The organism is Nitrosomonas sp. Is24 (genome assembly GCF_033063335.1).
In the GTDB taxonomy this organism is placed as follows: domain Bacteria; phylum Pseudomonadota; class Gammaproteobacteria; order Burkholderiales; family Nitrosomonadaceae; genus Nitrosomonas.
The window spans coordinates 1,523,398-1,539,634 of record NZ_JAWJZG010000001.1; the positions used below are offsets into that span (position 1 = coordinate 1,523,398).

The 16,237-nt window shown below is 48.4% G+C and carries 16 protein-coding genes; 9 read left to right on the forward strand and 7 right to left on the reverse strand.

Annotated elements, in window-relative coordinates; genetic code table 11:
* Positions 1 to 41: 41 nt before the first annotated feature.
* A complete protein-coding gene (locus R2103_RS06885) occupies positions 42 to 656 on the reverse strand; it encodes a hypothetical protein (RefSeq protein ID WP_317530735.1) in 615 nt (204 codons plus the stop codon).
* Between the two features lie 223 nt (positions 657 to 879).
* Between R2103_RS06885 and argH the strand changes: the two genes are divergently transcribed.
* The 6 genes from argH (at position 880) to htpX (ending at position 7,716) form a co-directional block, all read left to right on the forward strand.
* Positions 880 to 2,295 (forward strand): argininosuccinate lyase, encoded by a 1,416-nt coding sequence (gene argH / locus R2103_RS06890; RefSeq protein ID WP_317530736.1) that lies wholly within the window; start codon positions 880 to 882, stop codon positions 2,293 to 2,295.
* 3 nt (positions 2,296 to 2,298) lie between these two features.
* On the forward strand, positions 2,299 to 3,183 hold the full coding sequence (locus R2103_RS06895; RefSeq protein WP_317530737.1) for a fructosamine kinase family protein: 885 nt from the start codon (positions 2,299 to 2,301) through the stop codon (positions 3,181 to 3,183).
* An 84-nt stretch (positions 3,184 to 3,267) separates the two neighbouring features.
* On the forward strand, positions 3,268 to 4,944 hold the full coding sequence (locus R2103_RS06900; protein WP_317530738.1) for a CTP synthase: 1,677 nt from the start codon (positions 3,268 to 3,270) through the stop codon (positions 4,942 to 4,944).
* Positions 4,945 to 5,060: 116 nt separating this feature from the next.
* Entirely contained in the window at positions 5,061 to 6,344 is a 1,284-nt protein-coding gene (gene eno / locus R2103_RS06905; RefSeq protein WP_317530739.1) for a phosphopyruvate hydratase, read from the forward strand.
* Positions 6,344 to 6,652 (forward strand): cell division protein FtsB, encoded by a 309-nt coding sequence (gene ftsB, locus R2103_RS06910; protein ID WP_317530740.1) that lies wholly within the window; start codon positions 6,344 to 6,346, stop codon positions 6,650 to 6,652. The genes eno and ftsB overlap by 1 nt, the downstream gene beginning before the upstream one ends.
* 182 nt (positions 6,653 to 6,834) lie before the next feature.
* On the forward strand, positions 6,835 to 7,716 hold the full coding sequence (gene htpX / locus R2103_RS06915) for a protease HtpX (protein ID WP_317530741.1): 882 nt from the start codon (positions 6,835 to 6,837) through the stop codon (positions 7,714 to 7,716).
* Positions 7,717 to 7,843: 127 nt separating this feature from the next.
* On the opposite strand, the gene R2103_RS06920 is transcribed toward htpX, so the two are convergent.
* Positions 7,844 to 8,188 carry an exosortase system-associated protein, TIGR04073 family gene (locus R2103_RS06920; protein ID WP_317530742.1) on the reverse strand — a complete coding sequence of 115 codons (345 nt, stop codon included), beginning with the start codon at positions 8,186 to 8,188 and terminating at the stop codon, positions 7,844 to 7,846.
* Positions 8,189 to 8,468: 280 nt separating this feature from the next.
* On the opposite strand from R2103_RS06920, the gene R2103_RS06925 reads away from it, so the two are divergent.
* The gene (locus tag R2103_RS06925) at positions 8,469 to 9,749 is read left to right on the forward strand and encodes a diguanylate cyclase (RefSeq protein WP_317530743.1); all 1,281 of its coding nucleotides are present in this window, start codon (positions 8,469 to 8,471) and stop codon (positions 9,747 to 9,749) included.
* A gap of 42 nt (positions 9,750 to 9,791) precedes the next feature.
* Here the strand turns inward: R2103_RS06925 and R2103_RS06930 are convergent, their stop codons facing one another.
* From R2103_RS06930 to R2103_RS06950, 5 genes are all read right to left on the reverse strand, one after another.
* On the reverse strand, positions 9,792 to 11,549 hold the full coding sequence (locus R2103_RS06930) for a lysophospholipid acyltransferase family protein (protein WP_317530744.1): 1,758 nt from the start codon (positions 11,547 to 11,549) through the stop codon (positions 9,792 to 9,794).
* A gap of 152 nt (positions 11,550 to 11,701) precedes the next feature.
* A complete protein-coding gene (locus R2103_RS06935) occupies positions 11,702 to 12,100 on the reverse strand; it encodes a PIN domain nuclease (protein ID WP_317532068.1) in 399 nt (132 codons plus the stop codon).
* Positions 12,100 to 12,291 carry a type II toxin-antitoxin system VapB family antitoxin gene (locus R2103_RS06940; protein ID WP_317530745.1) on the reverse strand — a complete coding sequence of 64 codons (192 nt, stop codon included), beginning with the start codon at positions 12,289 to 12,291 and terminating at the stop codon, positions 12,100 to 12,102. The genes R2103_RS06935 and R2103_RS06940 overlap by 1 nt, the downstream gene beginning before the upstream one ends.
* 72 nt (positions 12,292 to 12,363) lie before the next feature.
* Positions 12,364 to 13,128 carry an alpha/beta hydrolase gene (locus R2103_RS06945; RefSeq protein ID WP_317530746.1) on the reverse strand — a complete coding sequence of 255 codons (765 nt, stop codon included), beginning with the start codon at positions 13,126 to 13,128 and terminating at the stop codon, positions 12,364 to 12,366.
* Positions 13,125 to 14,153 carry a M14 family zinc carboxypeptidase gene (locus R2103_RS06950; protein ID WP_317530747.1) on the reverse strand — a complete coding sequence of 343 codons (1,029 nt, stop codon included), beginning with the start codon at positions 14,151 to 14,153 and terminating at the stop codon, positions 13,125 to 13,127. Before R2103_RS06950 ends, R2103_RS06945 begins: the two co-directional genes overlap by 4 nt.
* Before the next feature lie 175 nt (positions 14,154 to 14,328).
* On the opposite strand from R2103_RS06950, the gene R2103_RS06955 reads away from it, so the two are divergent.
* Both R2103_RS06955 and R2103_RS06960 read left to right on the forward strand, forming a co-directional pair.
* On the forward strand, positions 14,329 to 15,165 hold the full coding sequence (locus R2103_RS06955; protein WP_317530748.1) for a UDP-2,3-diacylglucosamine diphosphatase: 837 nt from the start codon (positions 14,329 to 14,331) through the stop codon (positions 15,163 to 15,165).
* Positions 15,166 to 15,173: 8 nt separating this feature from the next.
* Positions 15,174 to 16,100, forward strand: a complete 927-nt coding sequence (locus R2103_RS06960; RefSeq protein WP_317530749.1) for a patatin-like phospholipase family protein — start codon at positions 15,174 to 15,176, stop codon at positions 16,098 to 16,100.
* Positions 16,101 to 16,237 lie beyond the last annotated feature (137 nt).

Below are 16,237 nucleotides of genomic sequence, written 5' to 3' on the forward strand. Positions count from 1 at the left end.
CATTGTAACAAGTTTTAAACCGCGTGTGCGGTCAATCTTTATTAGAATTTAGGTTGTTTGTAGCTGACAACCAAAGTGGCGATTTTCTTGTTCAATCCCATGACTGGAACAACCAGAATTTTTTTACCGTCGACATCCGATCTAACCGAAATCTTTTGCAAATTCAGAATTTCTTTCGGAAATATTTCCGTTCCTTTTGCTTCTTCCAGCCGTTTATCGGTGGAAACCAGCAATTGCCCATCTTCACCGATCAATACCACACGTTCGGTATCTTTCATTCTGACGATTTCGCTTAAGTATTGATCGATTTGGTCAATATTGTTGCGGATTAATTCACCACGTACCGCCCAAGATAAAACTTGCCCGAAGCGTTCTTCTTCCTTCACGTATTGCTGATCGGCGTATTCCCTGGCTTGTTGTGTGATAATCGCGCGCTCGCTTTCAAGTTTCTTCGCCATATCGGATTCCACTTTGCTGACGGAGATCATTTTCCATGCGATGACGACGATAATAAGTCCGATCAATGCTCCAGCATACTTTGCGGGCAATTGCATCGTCGGGATCTGTGCCATCCATTCGAACTTCGAATTGAATTGTGAGAATAAATTATCAGTTTTGGATTGCTGGTTTGGATTTTGTCTATTGTAATCCGACATGAATAACTCCTTGTGTTATGGGTGGCAGAGGAAAACGCGAATTATCCACTAATACGTATAGAAGGAAAAGTGGCGTGCATCAATTAACTGAAATGATTGCGCGCTGTGGATCGGAAAATTGGCAAAAATCGCACTCGCACAAAATAACCGGCTGGGTATTTATGTTTTATAATGCCGCCTGTTAATGTTTTGATCAGAAAACAAAGGAATAAAGAGCCACGTAATGAATAATGACCCTGCATTGCAACAAGATGACAATAAAAAAACCTGGTCGGGCCGTTTCAATGAGCCGGTTTCAGCGCTGGTGGAACGTTATACCGCTTCCGTGAGTTTTGACCAACGCTTGGCGGAATACGATATCCAGGGATCGTTGGCGCACGCGCAGATGCTGGCGGAACAGGGCATTATCAGCACCGCGGATTTAACCGCTATTCAGCAAGGCATGCAGCAAATCCGTGATGAGATCCTCAATCACCAATTTGTCTGGTTGCAGGAACTGGAAGATGTTCATTTGAATATTGAAAAACGCCTGACTGCCTTGGTTGGCGATGCCGGAAAACGGCTGCACACAGGCCGTTCGCGTAACGATCAGGTAGCGACGGATATCCGCTTATTTTTACGTGCCGCAATCGACGAAATTATCAATCTGATTAAAGCTATGCAACACGCCTTACTTAATCTGGCGGATCAGCATATCCACACGATCATGCCCGGCTTTACCCATTTACAAGTGGCACAGCCGGTGTCATTCGGCCATCACCTGATGGCGTATTTTGAAATGCTGAAACGCGACGTTGAACGCTTGGCCGATTGCCGTAAACGGGTGAATCAGCTGCCGCTCGGCGCCGCCGCGCTGGCGGGTACGAGTTATCCGATCAATCGTGAGCGGGTTGCACAATTGCTCGATTTTGAAGCTGTTTGCCAGAACTCGCTGGACGCCGTTTCGGATCGCGATTTTGCGATCGAATTCAGCGCTTGCGCGGCGCTTATCATGACGCATTTGTCGCGTATGTCGGAAGAATTCATTTTGTGGATGAATCCGGCGTTCGGTTTTATTCAATTGGCCGACCGTTTCTGCACCGGTTCTTCCATCATGCCGCAGAAAAAGAATCCCGACGTGCCGGAACTGGTGCGTGGTAAAACCGGGCGCGTCAACGGACATCTGGTGGCATTGCTGACGCTGATGAAAGCGCAACCGCTGGCTTACAACAAGGATAATCAGGAAGACAAAGAACCGCTGTTCGATACCGTCGACACGCTGGCGGATACACTGCGGATTTACGCCGATATGCTGGGCGGTGTCCGAGTCAATCACGAAACGATGCGTGCATCGGCACTGCGCGGTTATGCCACTGCCACGGATCTGGCGGATTATCTGGTCAAAAAAGGGATTCCCTTTCGCGATGCACATGAAATCGTGGCCAAAGCGGTGCAATATGCGGAACGAAAAGGCTGCGATTTGAGTAAGCTTGCGTTGAATGAATTACAACAATTCTCGATACAAATTGAATCCGATATTTTCACCGTATTGACGCTGGAAGGTTCCATGAATAGCCGGAATCACACTGGTGGCACCGCACCGGAGCAAGTGCAGGCAGCAATTCAAAAAGCCAAGGCATGGTTGTCACGGAAAGTGTAAAACATGCACGTATGGCATGACATCAGTGCACAAATTTCCACTGTCACAAATGCGCTTTTCAATGTAAAAGAATCCCGCTCGATTGGCGGCGGCTGTATCAATCAGACGTATTGCATTACGGATGGCGCGCAACGCTATTTTGTCAAACTCAATACAGCTGATAGCCTGATCATGTTTGAAGCGGAAGCTGCTGGCCTCCTGGAAATTCATCAGTTGCAAACATTGCGTGTTCCGTTGCCTGTTTGTTACGGTCACAATGATCACGCCGCATGGTTGGTTCTGGAATATCTCGATTTAAATAGCGGTATGCGTGGCAATGCAGCGGATTTAGGCAGGCAATTGGCCGCCATGCATCGCACGACTGCAAAACAATTTGGCTGGGTGCGCGACAACACCATCGGACAAACTACGCAAATCAATACACCGTCCTCAGACTGGATCAATTTCTGGCGTACGCAGCGGCTGGGTTTTCAATTGGATCTGGCCAAAACCAATGGGCATAATGGCAAGCTGCAAAAGCTCGGGGAACAATTATTGATCGATCTGGATAAATTTTTTCCCGATGCACCGCCGCTTCCTGCGCTGCTGCATGGCGATCTATGGAGCGGCAATTTTGCTTATGATGACAGCGGAAATCCGGTAGTATTTGATCCGGCGGTCTATTATGGCGACCGGGAAGCGGATATCGCCATGACCGAACTTTTCGGTGGCTTTCCCACCGATTTTTATTCTGCTTACCGGTATGATTATCCTTTGGATTCCGGTTATAATATTCGCAAATTGGTTTATAACCTCTATCATATTCTTAATCATTTGAATCTTTTTGGTAGCAGCTACCGGCATCAAACTGAACAAGCGATCAATACGTTACTCGCTGAAATTCGTTAATAAATACTGGACGCCCTATCCGCTCGGAGCCATGCAATTCAATTTTACCGATCTCATGAATTTTTCTCATTGCGATAACCGCTCATGACCAAGTATGTCTTTGTGACTGGCGGTGTTGTTTCTTCCCTGGGCAAAGGAATTGCCGCTGCATCCCTGGGTGCGTTGCTGGAGTCGCGCGGGCTTAAAGTAACGATGCTCAAGCTGGATCCTTACATTAATGTGGATCCCGGTACCATGAGCCCGTTCCAGCATGGCGAGGTATTTGTTACGGAAGACGGCGCTGAAACCGACCTGGATCTAGGGCATTACGAGCGTTTTATCAGCACGCGCATGACACGGCATAATAACTTCACCACCGGGCAAATCTATGAAAGCGTGATCCGCAAGGAAAGACGCGGCGATTATCTCGGCGGCACGGTGCAAGTGATCCCGCATATCACCGATGAGATCAAGCGCTATATTCAGATGGGCGTAGGTGATGCGCAAGTTGCGATTATCGAAATCGGCGGCACGGTTGGCGATATTGAATCGCTGCCGTTTTTGGAGGCCATCCGGCAAATGGCGGTGCAAAATCCGCGCACGGATACCTGTTTCATTCACCTTACCTTACTGCCCTATATCGGTTCGGCCGGGGAATTAAAAACCAAGCCGACGCAACATTCGGTCAAGGAATTACGCGAAATCGGTATTCAGCCGGATGTGTTGCTATGCCGCTCGGATCGCGAAGTACCCAAGGAAGAACGCAGAAAAATTGCGCTTTTTACTAATGTTCAGGAAGAAGCCGTTATTTCCGCCATCGATGTCGACAGTATCTACAAGATCCCAGGCTTGCTGCATGAGCAAATGCTCGATGAAATCATTTGTCACAAACTGAGTATTCTGGCAAAACCGGCTGATTTGAGCGTGTGGAAGAAATTGGTATATGCGCTGGAACATCCGAAGCATACCGTCACGATTGCCATTGTCGGCAAGTATGTCGATTTAACCGAATCTTACAAGTCGCTTTCCGAAGCTTTAATTCACGCGGGGATTCATACCAACAGCCGGATTAACATCGTCTACATCGATTCTGAAAATATCGAAAAAGAAGGCACGGATTGCTTGATCGGCATGGATGCCATTTTGGTCCCCGGCGGTTTTGGCAAGCGCGGCGTGGAAGGCAAAATCATGGCGATCAATTTTGCCCGTACCCACCGCATTCCGTATTTGGGCATTTGTCTGGGCATGCAACTGGCAGTGATTGAATATGCACGCAATAAGACCGGCATGAAAGGCGCGCACAGCACTGAATTTAATCCTGATACCCCCTACCCGGTCATCGGTTTGATCACCGAATGGCGGACTCGTGATGGTTTAATTGAAACGCGCGACGAAAATTCCGATATCGGCGGCAGTATGCGCTTGGGCGGGCAGGAATGTATGTTGAAAAAGGATTCGCTCGCTTGGAAAACCTATGGCGCGGATACTATTAGCGAACGTCACCGTCATCGCTACGAAGTCAATAGTTTTTATATTCCAAAATTGGAAAAAGCCGGGCTTTGCATCAGTGGTTTTTCCAAGGAAGAAAATTTGTGTGAAATGATAGAGCTTCCTGAAACAGATCACCCCTGGTTTCTGGGCTGTCAGTTTCATCCCGAATTCACCTCCACACCCCGGTTAGGCCACCCGCTATTCAAGTCCTATGTTCAGGCGGCGATTCATTTTGCTCATGAGCACCAACACGCCGGAGATGAAAAAATACATGCCGTACGGACTAGTTAGTTCAACAGAGAATTACCGGCAGCGCAGCTAAAAAGACTAGAAATTACTGCCTGCCATACCAGAAATAAAATAAATAACAACTACTTAACAACAGTCAACAACAGGGAAAATGTAGCATGAGTGCAATAGTAGATGTCATCGCCCGCGAGATTCTGGATTCTCGCGGTAATCCAACCATTGAAGCGGATGTACTGCTGGAATCCGGTGTGCTCGGACGCGCCTCGGTTCCTTCCGGCGCATCCGTCGGCACCCGGGAGGCGATGGAATTACGCGATGGCGATGCGCAGCGCTATTCGGGCAAAGGCGTGCTCAAAGCCGTGGAGAATGTGAATACCGAAATTTCCGAAACACTCATGGGATTGGATGCCATCGATCAAAGCTTCATCGATCAAGAACTGATCAATCTGGACGGCACTGAAAACAAATCCAGACTTGGCGCCAATGCCATCCTCGCGGTATCCCTCGCGGTTGCTAAAGCGGCTGCGGAAGAATCCGGCTTGCCGTTGTACCGTTACCTCGGTGGCGCCGCTTCGATGTCGATGCCAGTGCCGATGATGAACTTGATCAATGGCGGCGCGCATGCCAACAACAATATCAACATGCAGGAATTCATGATCATCCCGCTGGGAATTGCTAATTTTCGCGATGCGATCCGATGCGGCGCGGAAGTTTTCAGCACGTTAAAGAAACTCATCAACGACAAAGGCATGCCTACAACCGTCGGCGATGAAGGCGGATTTGCTCCCAATCTGGAAAGCAATGAAGCCGCTTTGCAGTTGATCGTGCAAGCAATCGATCAAGCAGGATATCAACCGGGTAGAGACGTTGCCATCGGCATTGACTGTGCCAGTTCGGAGTTTTACCACGATGGTAAATACCATTTAGGATCCGAGGGCCTGCAGCTGACATCGGCGCAGTTTACGGACTATCTGGCATCGTGGGTGGATAAATACCCGATTATCACGATCGAAGACGGTATGAGCGAACTTGACTGGAACGGTTGGGAATTGCTGACCGAAAAATTAGGTAAATCAATCCAATTGGTCGGTGACGATATCTTCGTAACCAATACCAGAATTCTGCAGGAAGGCATTAAGCGCAATATCGCCAATTCCATCTTGATCAAAGTGAATCAGATCGGCACCTTAACTGAAACCTTTGCCGCGATTGAGATGGCGAAATGCGCCGGTTACACAGCGGTCATTTCGCATCGTTCCGGCGAAACCGAAGACACCACCATTGCCGATATCGCCGTCGCCACAAACGCTTTACAAATCAAAACCGGCTCACTGTCCCGTTCCGATCGTCTCGCCAAATACAATCAACTGTTGCGGATTGAAGAAGATTTGGGAGATTTGGCCAGCTACGCCGGCCGGAGAGCATTTTACCAACTCAAATAATGAAGCTATTGAGTTTCCTCCTGTTCGTCGCCATTGCTGCAATGCAATACCCATTATGGCTTGGGAAAGCAAGCTGGCTCAGGGTTTGGCAAGTAGATCAGGAGGTTGTTGCGGCACGGGCGGAGAATTTGCAGCTGCAGAATCGTAACAACATGCTCGAAGCCGAAGTCAACGATCTGAAACAAGGACTTGAAGCCATTGAAGAACGTGCCCGCAGCGACTTGGGCATGATCAAAGAAGGCGAGATTCTCTTTCAGATCGTCAGAAATACCCAGCCTAAATCCACGCAATCGAATCCTGCACAATAAATTTCTGCGAACCCTTCAGGAAATTGCGCACCTAAAACCAAGCCGGGCAGCTGCATTAATTCGCTTGCAATCACCCGGCTTAATCAGAAAATTTTAACTATAATTTGCTTGAAAAATGATGAGAAATTCATATATCAATACCAGTCTTGTTTTGTATTCGATAAATACCATGGAGTAAAAGAATGAAAAGAATTCTTCTTTTTTTGGCAACTAATTTGGCCATTGTAGTTGTTCTAAGCATCACATTACGATTGCTTGGCGTTGAAAAAATCCTTGATGCGCAAGGAACCGGTCTGAATATCAATTCCCTGCTGATATTCGCAGCGGTATTCGGCTTTGGCGGCTCATTCATGTCGCTTGCCTTGTCCAAATGGACAGCAAAACGCTTCACTGGTGCTCAAGTCATCGAAATGCCGCGAAACGCGCAAGAACATTGGCTGGTTGCTACGGTACAACGGCAAGCGGCAGCGGCTGGGATCGGCATGCCGGAAGTGGCTATTTACGATGCGCCGGATGTCAATGCATTCGCCACCGGCATGTCACGAAACGATGCGCTGGTCGCGGTGAGCACTGGTCTTCTCAACAACATGAGTCAGGATGAAGCCGAGGCCGTGCTGGCGCATGAAGTCAGTCATATTGCTAACGGTGATATGGTCACCCTGGCGTTGATCCAAGGCGTCGTCAATACATTTGTCATTTTCCTGTCGCGCGTTATCGGCCATACCGTCGATCGTGTCATTTTCAAAACAGAAGAAGGACATGGCCCCGCCTTCTGGATTACCAACATCGTTGCCGAAATCGTGCTCGGTGTGTTGGCCAGTATTATCGTTATGTGGTTTAGCCGTCAGCGTGAATTTCGCGCCGATGCGGGCGGCGCCAGCCTGGCCGGAAGAGCGAAGATGATTGCTGCACTCCGGCGCTTGCAAATGATTCATGAACCGGCGCATTTACCTAATCAATTGGCCGCTTTCGGTATTTCCGGTGACAGCAATGGATTTTCGCGCTTATTCATGTCACATCCGCCGCTGGAAGAGAGAATCGCGGCACTTGAAACGCAACGCTAAATCTGTAGCGCATACATCTCCGTTACTGATAATAAAACGCCGTACCAGTAGAGACTGGTACGGCGTTTTGCTTTTATGGTGCCGGGTAACGTTATAAAACTGCGTTACCTAGTGCGGCAACTATGAATCAATAGGATGTTTCACGCGAAAAATCTTGCCAAATATAGGGCGGATTAACTGATGGCTTGGTTGGAATAAAGAAAGTTGCAGCATCCAACACACCCACTAAACTGCGGCCAACGGTATGCATGATCCCCATGGCTAGTCCCACGGTGATGCCGTAAGCCGGTCCTTCTTTTTGGCTGGTTAAAATAATATTCTTGGGCAGTTCCACCCACCCGGTCACTGCATTCGCTACACCGCTGGAAAATTTCTCGGCTGAGTTATTAATATAGCTGTCCGAAGCAATCGCTTGAGACGAGAAAAGGAATAATATCGAAAGCACCCAGAACAGTTTTACAATGCTTCTCATCAAAAAATCTCCTTTATTCAGTTTTTTTTAGAAATTGATTTTTGCCTTGATAAGAAAACAAGCAAAAATTCCTCAGCAGTTTACCTCTTCATGGTTAATCAGACAAATCCATGCACATCAAAGCGATTGTGCCGGTTCAACGATCGAGCCTAGTAAAAAATAAATCTCCTAAAAAACCCAACCGGAATGTCGATATCCATGTTCCTGGCAAAACGTAACGTAAACCGCAGAATCTCTGTTGCTTGTAACCGGCTTGATGTCATTGAAGGAGTATCGAAATATGGAAGGACTTATCGTTGAACCATCCAGAACATACCAAAAACTGCTATCAACCGCGATCGAATCGGGCGGATTGGGTACCAAACAAGTCTCAACGGGTGGTGAAGCGCTTACATTATTGAGGAAACAGCCTTTTGATCTGGTATTTATCGCCACGCACTTGCAGGATATGGATGGCCCCATGTTTTCATCGCAATTACGCGCCGATTCCCGTACCCGGCAAATTCCGCTGGTGATGATTACCGCAAACGACAATAAGGAGTTTCAGGACGAAGCATTTTCAGCCGGTGTGACAGAAATATTTTCCAAGCATGAATTAGATAAAATCACCAGTTATACCGTGCAGTTTTCGAGGAAACGATGCAACAAGGCAATGAGCGGTCATATTTTGTATCTTGAAGACAGCACATCCATGGCAAACGCAGTGACTGCATTGCTCACCGGGTGCGGTTATACGGTGGATCATTTCAGTAATGGTGAAGAAGGATTATTGGCGTTGCAAAACAATGATTATGATCTGGTGCTAGCCGATACTTTGCTGAAAGGCAGACTCAATGGCCACGCGATTGTAAAAGCCATTCGCAGTCTTGAGGATGACAAAAAAGACTTGCCGCTACTGGTCTTTTCGGTTCTTGATGACGCTACGCGTAAAGTTGAGCTGCTGCGTTCCGGTGTGAATGACTATGTCAGTAAACCACTTATCCAGGAGGAATTGCTGGCGCGAATCAACACGCTGATCAGTAACAAGAAATTGTCAAGTAAAGCAATCATGCAGCAGGGCCAGATGCACGAATTGGCAATGAAGGACCCGCTTACCGGTTTATATAATCGCTATTTTCTGCTGGAAACAGCGCCATCGAAATTGAGCGAGGCCGCCCGGCACAGCATTCCATGCAGTCTGATTATGGTGGATATCGACCGGTTCAAATCGATCAACGATAACTTCGGTCTCGCCAGCGGAGATAAAGTATTGAAAGAAGTTGCTGCGACACTCACCGGCTCCATTCGCAGAGAAGACATCGCGGCACGTTATGGTGAGGAAGAATTCGCCCTGCTGCTGCCGCATTGCGATCTTGCGGGCGCGGCAATGATCGCTGAAAAAATACGTCAATCCATCGAGCATCTGCACCCCTCCGGCATTCATGTGACTGCAAGCCTGGGTGTCGCGGAATTGCAACCAAACTCACCCGATGGTTTTTCCGGTTTATTGAAAACTGCCACGGAAGCAGTCGACCGGGCTAAAGCAACCGGCTGTAATCGAATCTTCGTGCACCAATCGTAAAGAACTTGTGTGGCGCAGCTCAAGTTTAAAAAACTGTAGCTGCTACGCAGAATTCCGTTCCTGCATGATAACCGCATGGCTCTGAATATAGCGTTGCTGTTTCTTTTCCTTGATCGCGCCGACATGCACCAGAATCAACGCATCCACGCAGTTTGAGAATTGCGGATCGATATTAAAACCGAGAAACTCGCAACCGCCCGGCTCGCACAGTTCCACATACTGCTTATACAGCACCGGCACTTTAACACCGGATGCATCCAGTTTCTCTTTTAGCATCGCATACGCGTGCTTGTATTCCGTTTCATCAGCGACCCTGTTATACGTTGCAAAATCCGCTGCCGCATCAAACTCAAATGGAATCCTGGGAACGGCCAGCTGTTGATTATTGCCGCACAGCTGATGGTAGAAGTTTGCAATCGTCTGTTGCGCTACTTCGGGCAGCGCCGTGCTCATCGATACCGGCCCCGCCATATAGCGAATTTCCGGGTGCTGATAAAGATAAGCGCCGATGCCATACCATAGATAATCCAAGCTGCGTTTGTTCTGGTAGCGGGGTTGAATGAAACTGCGTCCCAGCTCGATCGATTGCTCCAGGTATGGCAGAAATGCCGGATTAAATGCAAATAAGCTGTGCGTGTATAGCCCCTCTGCGCCACGCGTTTTGAGAATTCTCGCCGCTTCGCCGATACGATAAGAGCCGATAATCTCCAATTCATCTTCGTCCCATAGGATCAGATGCCGGTAGTAGCGATCGTAACTGTCGACATCGAGCGCATTACCGGTGCCCTCCTGAACCTGGCGGAATGACAATTCACGCAACCGCCCGATTTCGCGCATCACACTGGAATTCGGCAGATAGTCGAACAGATAAATATGCTTGCCATCCTGGGTTTTTCCGATTAGTTGCGACGCTTTCAGTTCTTTGCGGATTAACTTGGTGCGGACGGGATGAATGATATTTTCAATCGGCTTAAACAGTTCCTTCTTTTTCTTCTCGCCGAGCCAGTAAACTTGCTTGCGCATCAACTTTGCCGCCGCTTTCTTGGATAAATCCATCGCGGCGATCGATTCCCACGGAATCGGTTTGCCAATGCGGAACGAAACTTCACCGCCTTTCTTGTTGAACATTTCATTGACCAGCATCATCGTGCCAAGCGGCTTGTAAATGCTCGATAAACCATAAAACATCGCGGAATTTTTGCCGCCGATATGCACCGGCACAATCGGCGCTTTGGTTTTCTTGGCCAACGAAATAAATCCTGATTTCCATTTACCGTCGCGCACCCCCAGCGGAGAAATACGCGACACTTCGCCAGTGGGAAACACGATCACCGCTTGCTCCGTCTCCAGCGCCGCTACAATCAAGTTCAAATTGTCGCGATGTTTCGCCACCTTGGAAAAATTATCCACCGGCAGAAACAAACTTTTCAGCGGATCGATACAATCCAGCAAGCTCGTCGACACAATCTTCACATCGGTGCGAATCTCCGATACCAGCTTCAGCAACGCCAATCCATCCAAGGAACCGAGCGGATGATTGGCTACAATCAACACCCGGCGCTGATCCGGAATGCGTGCCCGGTCCTTGCTGGAAACCTGAAACGAAAAATTAAAATGCTCCAGCACCGCATCGTTGAATTCCAATCCTTCCAAATGCCGGTGTGTCTCGATAAAACGATTGATCTCTTCCTGATGCAACAGCTTTTTCAACAACGAAGACGCCGCCTTCATCAGCGGCTTATCGCTCTGCACCTGCGAATCTGGGAAATAATCTTTCAGCATTGCATCGACATCCAGCATAAAACCGACTCCATTACGGGAATTGAATACTGATGAAGATATAGGATTAATATGACAAGAAAATGACAGTGCTATCTGGCATCGGCCAAGAAGAAGTCATTCTGCCTACTTACAAGCTCTCAGAAGTTAGAATGGAATATTGACGTTAAAAATCACAAAACCGACGCATCTTTCAGCCTCAGATTTTCAACATATGGAACAAAATCACGATCTGAGAAAAGCAAAGGCGTTTTGGTTTCGATGCAGTAAGTGGCGATGAGGCAATCGATGGTTTTTCTGATGGTGATACCTTGCTTTCTGAGCATGCGATAGTTTTGGGCCGATTTAATTGCCAAATCACTATTGCAAAGTTGCACGAGTTCAAGCTCTGTCAGTAGTGATTTTGCTATTTGGTAATCTTTGTCGTTTCTAAATCCTTGCAGCACTTCAGCTAAAATTAAATCCCCAACAATGATCACCGTGCTGGACAAATAATGATCGAGTTTCTCGGTCTCACTGCTAATTTTACCGTTGAAAAAATCCACCCATACACTGGTGTCGATCAATACCATCAATCCGTTCTCATGTCGTCGAGATTACCATCCCATTTCAATTTACCCCGATGTCGCTTGATCGCTTCTTGTTTCTTTATTCTTATCAAAGTTAACAGGCCGAGTTCTACGGCTTCTTTTTTGGTCTTTACGCCGGTCAACTTGATAACTTCATTCATCAGTTCGTCGTCAATAACAATATTGGTTCTCATTATACCTCCATGTGTATGGTTGCTCTCTATTGTACACATAGAATATAGAATACGCATATGGTTCACTCGTTGTTATTGACTGGATAGCTCGTTTATCGTTGTATCAAGCCATTGCTTAATGTTTTGAACCAACCACTCCGGTTCATCCAACGGTAAATCATGTCCGGCGGTTTCATGCTCAACATAATCCGCATTCCAAGTTTGTGCCAATTTGCGGCTGCAGCGGTAATCCACTAGCCGGTCCGCCCGGCTGGTGACGACCAATAGCGGTTGCTGCGGTTTTGCGGTGACTGAAAATTTCATGGCGGCGAGCAATTGGTTTCTGGCGCTGGCTGGCGATACGGGATTCTGTTGTTGCCATTGCTGCCAGGATTCGAGCAGTTTTGTATCGTGTTGATGGCGGTTGGAAGTCAACCGCAAAATATCCGCTTCCCTTTTCGCAACAGATTGAAAAATCAGCGGCAGAACATGCGGATAAGCCGTCCAGCGCAGACGGTGGTAAAACGGCGATAGCGGTCTGGCGCTGGTGTTGATCAGTACCGCAGCTTCGATCTCCTTTGGATAACGCATCATCCAATCGATTGCGATCATGCCGCCCATCGACAATGCGATCAACCGTACCGGCTGGTTCAAATTAATTTGCTGGCGCAACGCATAGGTCATAGCGGCGATGGTGTCCGGGCTGATTTCATGATTGCGCAAACCATTGCCGGGAATATCCGGTGTGCTGATTAGCGCAGCGGGAAATTGTTGTTGCAGATGCGCGGTAAATTCACCCCAATGCCGTGCTTCACGCCACAATCCCCGGATCAGCACAAAATGCCCGGATTGACTCATGGGTACCACAATGCCAGCGCTTGTTGTTCCAGTTTTTCCGCGTCACTTTGATTGATCCAGGTTTGGTACGATAGCGTGGCGTGCAGCAAAAATTCCATCAGGATCAAATGGCTCCTCAGCACCCGGTTGAGCCGGTGCGGTTTAATCGGATGGTACAAACCGAGCAATTGACGCAGTTGCAGCGGATTCTTGCGGATCCAGCGCCATGAGCCCATTTCCAGCGTCAATGGCAGAAAAACATTACTCTGTTCCAATGACTTCAAGTACAAAAAATCCCACAAATCGCCATGCACCAGATAATGCTGCGACTGCGGTTCGAACAGATAATCCTGGTGCGGATAGGTTTGCATGAACAAATTGCGTAAATAACAGATTTCCTTCAAATGCTTGACCGGTTCGCGCCGGCTTCGGGCATACGGAAACCAGATCTGGTTGCGGAAACCGAAACCGGAATGACAGTCGAGCACCAGACTGAACGGCGCAGGCAAGACTTCTTGCGCGATAAAATCGCACAATGCCTGGGCTTCTGGCTGCATGACGTCGCCGGTTTTTCCCCGGTACCACGGCAAAGACGGTGAGATGCGGTGTCCACCGGCCAGTAAAATGGTTTTTTCAACACTATCGACCGGCGCATTGCGCATCAAGTCGACACCCTGCCCGTTCGCGCGAGTTTTGTTCAGCATGCCAACGGGATTGACGATGGGTATGAAATGAATGCGCACGTGTTGCAGTATTTCTGCCAATACCCGGTCCCACTTGAGCCGCTCCAGCAAGCCTTCGAGGAATGCGATGACGACTTGCGTGCCGATACGCTCCAAGCCGTGAATACCGGCGACATACGTCACACACGGCACATCCGGCGCGCGGTTGCCGAGTGTCAGTGCATACACCGGCAGCAAGTCATCGCCGTACGGCACCTGGCACAGCACCCGGCTCTGCAAGATCGCCACATCGCGCTCTCGCAGAATGGCTTCAATTTGTTCCAGCTCGGGAAAGGATTGTTTGATCGTTGACGGAGCGCGCATTTTTGCTGGATTGAGGGTTGCCGGAATACCGGTTGCGGTAAAAGGCAGATGTTACTCGAATCTTTTCTTGCGCAGCAAAGAATCGCCCCATGTTTTCCGCTTTTCACAAAGAATTCATCAATATTTAACAAATGCTTCAAAGAAGCTTAACAAACACACTCTATGCTGCACAGCCATGACTAATCCACTTAAAAAGGCATTTATGGTGAAGAATAAAGCCCCTATCAAAGTAAGAAGCGTCTGGATTTCGGATGTGCATCTCGGATTCCGCGGTTGCCAGGCGGAAGCGCTATTGCACTTTCTGCATTCGGTTGAAACCGATTATCTCTTTCTGGTCGGCGATATTGTCGATTTCTGGAGTATCAAAAAGAGTCCTTACTGGCCGCAGCACCATACCAATGTCATCCGCTCCATCCTGGGCAAAGCCAAACACGGTACTAAAGTGATTTACGTGCCGGGCAATCACGATGAAGCGTTGCGCGATTGTATCGGCCATGTGTTCGGTAATGTGGAAATTCATCAGGATTATGTACACACCACCACGGATGGTAAAAAACTGCTGGTCATGCACGGCGATGAATTCGATATGATCGTGAAGAACAGCCGCTGGCTCGCCAAATTAGGCAATATCGCTTACGACACTCTGTTAGATCTAAATCATTATATCAATAGGTTACGTAAATTCTTTGGTTATTCGTACTGGTCGCTCGCGGCTTATCTGAAGTTGAAGGTAAAAAACGCAGTCAGTTACATCAGCAGTTTTGAAGAAGCTTTGGCGCATCTGGCCAAGGACCGCGGCGTTGACGGTGTGGTGTGCGGTCACATCCATCATGCCGAATTGCGGGAAATCAATTCCGTGCTCTACTGCAACGACGGCGACTGGGTAGAAAGCTGCTCGACCTTGCTGGAGCATCTCGATGGTTCGCTGGAATTGGTCTTCTGGTCTGAGCGGTTTGAACAGCACAAAAATCTCGTGCACGCGGAATTGCTGGCCAGCAAACGAGCGGCTTAAGCACACCGTTGAAACACGCTTTGCACCCTAAAACCATTTTAAGCCTGGACGGCGGCGGCAGTCATCTGTTGATTCAACTAAGCGTATTGGCTTGCCTGGAAGAGGATACCGGCGTTGCCACGTACGACTTGTTCGATCTGATTGCCGGTTCCTCCTCCGGCGGATTGATCACCTGTTTGATTCTGGGACGGCAATTGAGCGCACAGCGGATCATCGAGAAAATTCTGCAAGAAAAATTGCTGGAAAAAATAATGACGGAACATCGCTTTGGCCGGTTGCTGAACCGTTTGCAAGTTCGCCCCAAATACCAGGGCATTCCGAAAAAACTGGCGCTGCAAAACGAGCTGGGCGATTTGAAGCTGTCCTCGCTCGACAAACAGATTTTTGTCCCCTGCTTCAATCTCAATCAAGATCAATTGGAAATCTTCACCAATGACAGTCAGCCGGATTTTTTACTCAGCGAAATCGCCGATGCCTGCACCGCTGCGCCCTCGTATTACCCGCCGGTGCAAATGAAGGATGGCGGCTGGCGCATCGATGGCGGCGTGGGCATGAATAATCCCGGATTCAGCGCATACCTCTATGCGCAACGTTGCTGGAATGACTGCACAATCAAAATGCTTTCCATCGGCTCAGGCTGGCGTAGTTTTGCAATCAAAGGCGCAAGCGCTTGTGGTTACGGCGGCGTGCAATGGTCGGCGCAAGGGATCGCCTCGATCATTCTCAGGGAAAAAATGCTGGCCAATGTGAGGACGACTGAGGCAGTTTTGGGCAATCAAGTGTTGTATATCAATCACTATCTGAAGGATTATGACATGCCGGATCAGATGGATTCCGCCAATAACACCATTGTGCAGCAAAAGGCGCTGGATATCGGCCAGCGCTGGTATGCGCTTCACCGCGGCCAAATTCAACAATGGCTGCAACCCGAGTAATCACTCAGTGTTTTATTCAAAGCACAAGAAAATCATTATCCGCGAATATTGGCAAGTGAAATTAATCGCTGTTTGGTTGCTTATTTTCGCGTTTACCACACCATTACCATTGCTATAATTTAGATTAACTAGGGCCT

Coding starts and splice junctions, on each gene's coding strand:
- R2103_RS06885 (WP_317530735.1), bottom strand. CDS start 656: ATGTCGGATTACAATAGACAAAATCCAAACCAGCAATCCAAAACTGAT.
- argH (WP_317530736.1), top strand. CDS start 880: ATGAATAATGACCCTGCATTGCAACAAGATGACAATAAAAAAACCTGG.
- R2103_RS06895 (WP_317530737.1), top strand. CDS start 2,299: ATGCACGTATGGCATGACATCAGTGCACAAATTTCCACTGTCACAAAT.
- R2103_RS06900 (WP_317530738.1), top strand. CDS start 3,268: ATGACCAAGTATGTCTTTGTGACTGGCGGTGTTGTTTCTTCCCTGGGC.
- eno (WP_317530739.1), top strand. CDS start 5,061: ATGAGTGCAATAGTAGATGTCATCGCCCGCGAGATTCTGGATTCTCGC.
- ftsB (WP_317530740.1), top strand. CDS start 6,344: ATGAAGCTATTGAGTTTCCTCCTGTTCGTCGCCATTGCTGCAATGCAA.
- htpX (WP_317530741.1), top strand. CDS start 6,835: ATGAAAAGAATTCTTCTTTTTTTGGCAACTAATTTGGCCATTGTAGTT.
- R2103_RS06920 (WP_317530742.1), bottom strand. CDS start 8,188: ATGAGAAGCATTGTAAAACTGTTCTGGGTGCTTTCGATATTATTCCTT.
- R2103_RS06925 (WP_317530743.1), top strand. CDS start 8,469: ATGGAAGGACTTATCGTTGAACCATCCAGAACATACCAAAAACTGCTA.
- R2103_RS06930 (WP_317530744.1), bottom strand. CDS start 11,549: ATGCTGGATGTCGATGCAATGCTGAAAGATTATTTCCCAGATTCGCAG.
- R2103_RS06935 (WP_317532068.1), bottom strand. CDS start 12,100: ATGGTATTGATCGACACCAGTGTATGGGTGGATTTTTTCAACGGTAAA.
- R2103_RS06940 (WP_317530745.1), bottom strand. CDS start 12,291: ATGAGAACCAATATTGTTATTGACGACGAACTGATGAATGAAGTTATC.
- R2103_RS06945 (WP_317530746.1), bottom strand. CDS start 13,128: ATGAGTCAATCCGGGCATTTTGTGCTGATCCGGGGATTGTGGCGTGAA.
- R2103_RS06950 (WP_317530747.1), bottom strand. CDS start 14,153: ATGCGCGCTCCGTCAACGATCAAACAATCCTTTCCCGAGCTGGAACAA.
- R2103_RS06955 (WP_317530748.1), top strand. CDS start 14,329: ATGACTAATCCACTTAAAAAGGCATTTATGGTGAAGAATAAAGCCCCT.